This is a genomic window from Corallococcus sp. 4LFB (assembly GCF_046520365.1).
Lineage (GTDB): Bacteria > Myxococcota > Myxococcia > Myxococcales > Myxococcaceae > Corallococcus > Corallococcus caeni.
Genome location: NZ_JBKGHJ010000778.1, coordinates 1 through 2,649 on the forward strand (window position 1 = coordinate 1; position 2,649 = coordinate 2,649).

The 2,649-nt window shown below is 70.9% G+C and carries 2 protein-coding genes; both read left to right on the forward strand.

Annotated features, from left to right (window positions below; translation table 11 throughout):
- Positions 1–1,243: thioesterase domain-containing protein (locus ACLEQD_RS40985; protein ID WP_410391350.1), on the forward strand; the 1,243-nt coding region annotated here is incomplete at its 5' end.
- 103 nt (positions 1,244–1,346) lie between these two features.
- A partial coding sequence (locus ACLEQD_RS40990) for a hypothetical protein (RefSeq protein ID WP_410391351.1) occupies positions 1,347–2,649 on the forward strand: 1,303 nt, incomplete at its 3' end.

Consider the following 2,649-nt stretch of genomic DNA (forward strand, 5'->3'; position numbering starts at 1 on the left):
GCGCGCCCACGTCCAGGCGGCGCTCCCCAGCCACATGGTCCCCTCCGCGTTCGTGCTGATGGACGCGCTGCCGCTCAACGCGAACGGCAAGGTGGACCGCCGCGCCCTGCCCCGTCCTTCGGACGCCACGGACGCGGAGGAGGCCGGCGTGATGCCTCGCACGCCGCTGGAACAGCGGATCGCGGACCTGTGGGCGGAGGTCCTGGGACGCACGGCCATCAGCGTCACCGCGAGCTTCTTCGACCTGGGCGGCCACTCGCTGCTCGCGGCGCAGCTCGTGTCGAAGCTGTCGGAGCACTTCCCGTTCAAGGTCCCGCTCCAGGTCCTCTTCCAGAGCCCGACGGTCGCGGCGCTCGCGCAGTGGATCCAGGCGAAGCTCACGCCCGAGGCACCGGTGGCCGCGCAGGGGCCCACGCTCCCCGAAGGCATCGTGCGGCTCCAGCAGGGACGAACGGACCTTCCGCCGCTGTGGTGCATGCACCCGGTGGGTGGCACGGTGTTCTGCTACCAGGACCTGGTGCGGGCGCTCGGCACTGACCGCACGGTGTATGGCTTCCAGGCCCCGGGCGTGAACGGCGAGTGCCCGCCACTGGGGAGCATCGAGCTGCTCGCCTCACACCACCTGAGCGCCATGCTCCAGTGGCAGCCCCGCGGGCCCCACCATCTCGTCGGCCTCTCCATGGGCGGCACCATCGTCTACGAGATGGCCCAGCGCCTGCTCACGCTGGGCATACCTCCCGCGCTGCTCGTCTTCCTCGACACGCCCGGCCCCGGCCAGATGCCCACGCGCTTCGAGGACGACGCCGCGCTGCTCGCGGCGATGTTCGGGGGCGACACGCCCACGCTCGCCCAGCGCCTGCGTTCGCTGCCCCCGCACGAGCAGATGAAGGAGGTGCTGCGCCAGGCTCGCGAGGGCGCGACCGTGCCGGACTCGTATTCGCTGCGCGACCTGGAGATCTTCCTGGACGTCTGGAAGGCCCACATGCGCGCCCTCTTCAGCTACGAGCCCGTGCCCTATGAGGGACCGGCCACGTACCTGAAGGCCCAGGTGCACGTGCCGCCGCATCCGCTGCATCCGGAGCAGCCGTGGCAGGAGCTCGTGCGGCACGGGCTGGAGGTGCTGCCGGTGCCCGGCAATCACCAGACGATGATCGAACCGCCGCACGTGGAGACCCTGGCGCGGCACCTCACCGCGTGCCTGCGACGTGTCGAGGACGCAGCCCCCCGAAGCTCGGTCGCATAGCGGGCCGGGGAGCCCCCGGCGGCGTGTCCGAGGAGCGGACGGCCGGGGGGCGATGCACACCGGACCGGAAGGACTGAGAGCGCTGGAGCGTACTAGCGCCTCCATGACCAACACCATTCGACGCGCCTTCGCGGCGCTGCTGACGCTGACGTGTCTCGGGGCGCTGTCCGCCCAGGCCGCCACGGGTGTGCAGGGCCCCGTGCCCCCCGCCTTCCAGAACCGCTTGATGGTGGGCCTCTTCGAGGAGGCCGGCCAGAACTGGATGCGGGACAGCAACGTGCCTTGGGACGCCCGCTACCGCTACTTCACCAAGGGCTGGGCGGACAACTGGGGCTACGGCGCCCACGACGGCAGCTGGGCGGCCAGCTTCTTCACGGAGACGAAGGCGCAGGGCTTCGTCCCCGTCGTCACGTACTACCAGCTCTTCGGCGAGGCGGGCGGCGGCGAGGGCGAGACGCTGGCGAAGCTGAAGAACGCCAGCACCATGCGCTCCTACTTCGAGGACGTGAAGCTGCTCCTCCAGCGCGCGAAGACCTTCGGCGGCCCGGTCATCCTGCACGTGGAGCCGGACGCGGTCGGCATCCTCCAGTCCCAGACGGCCTCCAACCCCAACGCGTACGCGGCCATCGCGGCCTCGGGGATGCCGGAGCTCGCGGGCCTGCCCAACACCGTCGCCGGGTGGAGCCTGGCGTTCCTCCAGCTGCGCAAGGCCGTGGGCGCGAACAACGTCGTGCTGGGCCTGCACATCTCCGCGTGGGCCAGCGGCAAGGACATCGCGCTCGACTCGCTGACGGATCCGCTCCAGCCGGAGGTGGATACGGTCGTCAACTTCCTCAAGCCGCTGGGGCTTGGCACCAACGTCACCGGCGCCACCTATGACGTCATCGTGGGCGACCCGCTGGACCGCGACGCGGACTTCTACCGGCTCACGCAGGGCGCGGACCACACCTGGAACATGAGCGACACGGCGTCCCTCACGTCGCGCTCGTACAACCGCTACGCGGAGTGGCTGCGCCTCTGGAACCAGACCACCGGCAAGCGCTGGGTGCTGTGGCAGATCCCGCTGGGCAACTCCAACCACCTCAACATCAACAACAGCGGTGGAGCGCGCCAGGGCTACAAGGACAACCGCACCGAGTACTTCTTCGGCGCGAGCGGAGACGCGCACCGGCGCAAGTTCGCCAACGTGGGTGTCGTCGCGCTGATGTTCGGCGCGGGCGCGGGCGGCCAGAGCTCCTACCAGAACGACCAGGGCACCGACGGTCAGCCGTACCTGAAGCAGCGCGCGGGGGTGTTCCTCAACGCGGGCGGCCTCCCCCTGCCCGCGGCCGGCACCACGCTTCCGCCCCCGGGCGGCGGTGGCTCCACCGATGGCGGCACCGTGGACGCCGGCACCCCGCCGGTCG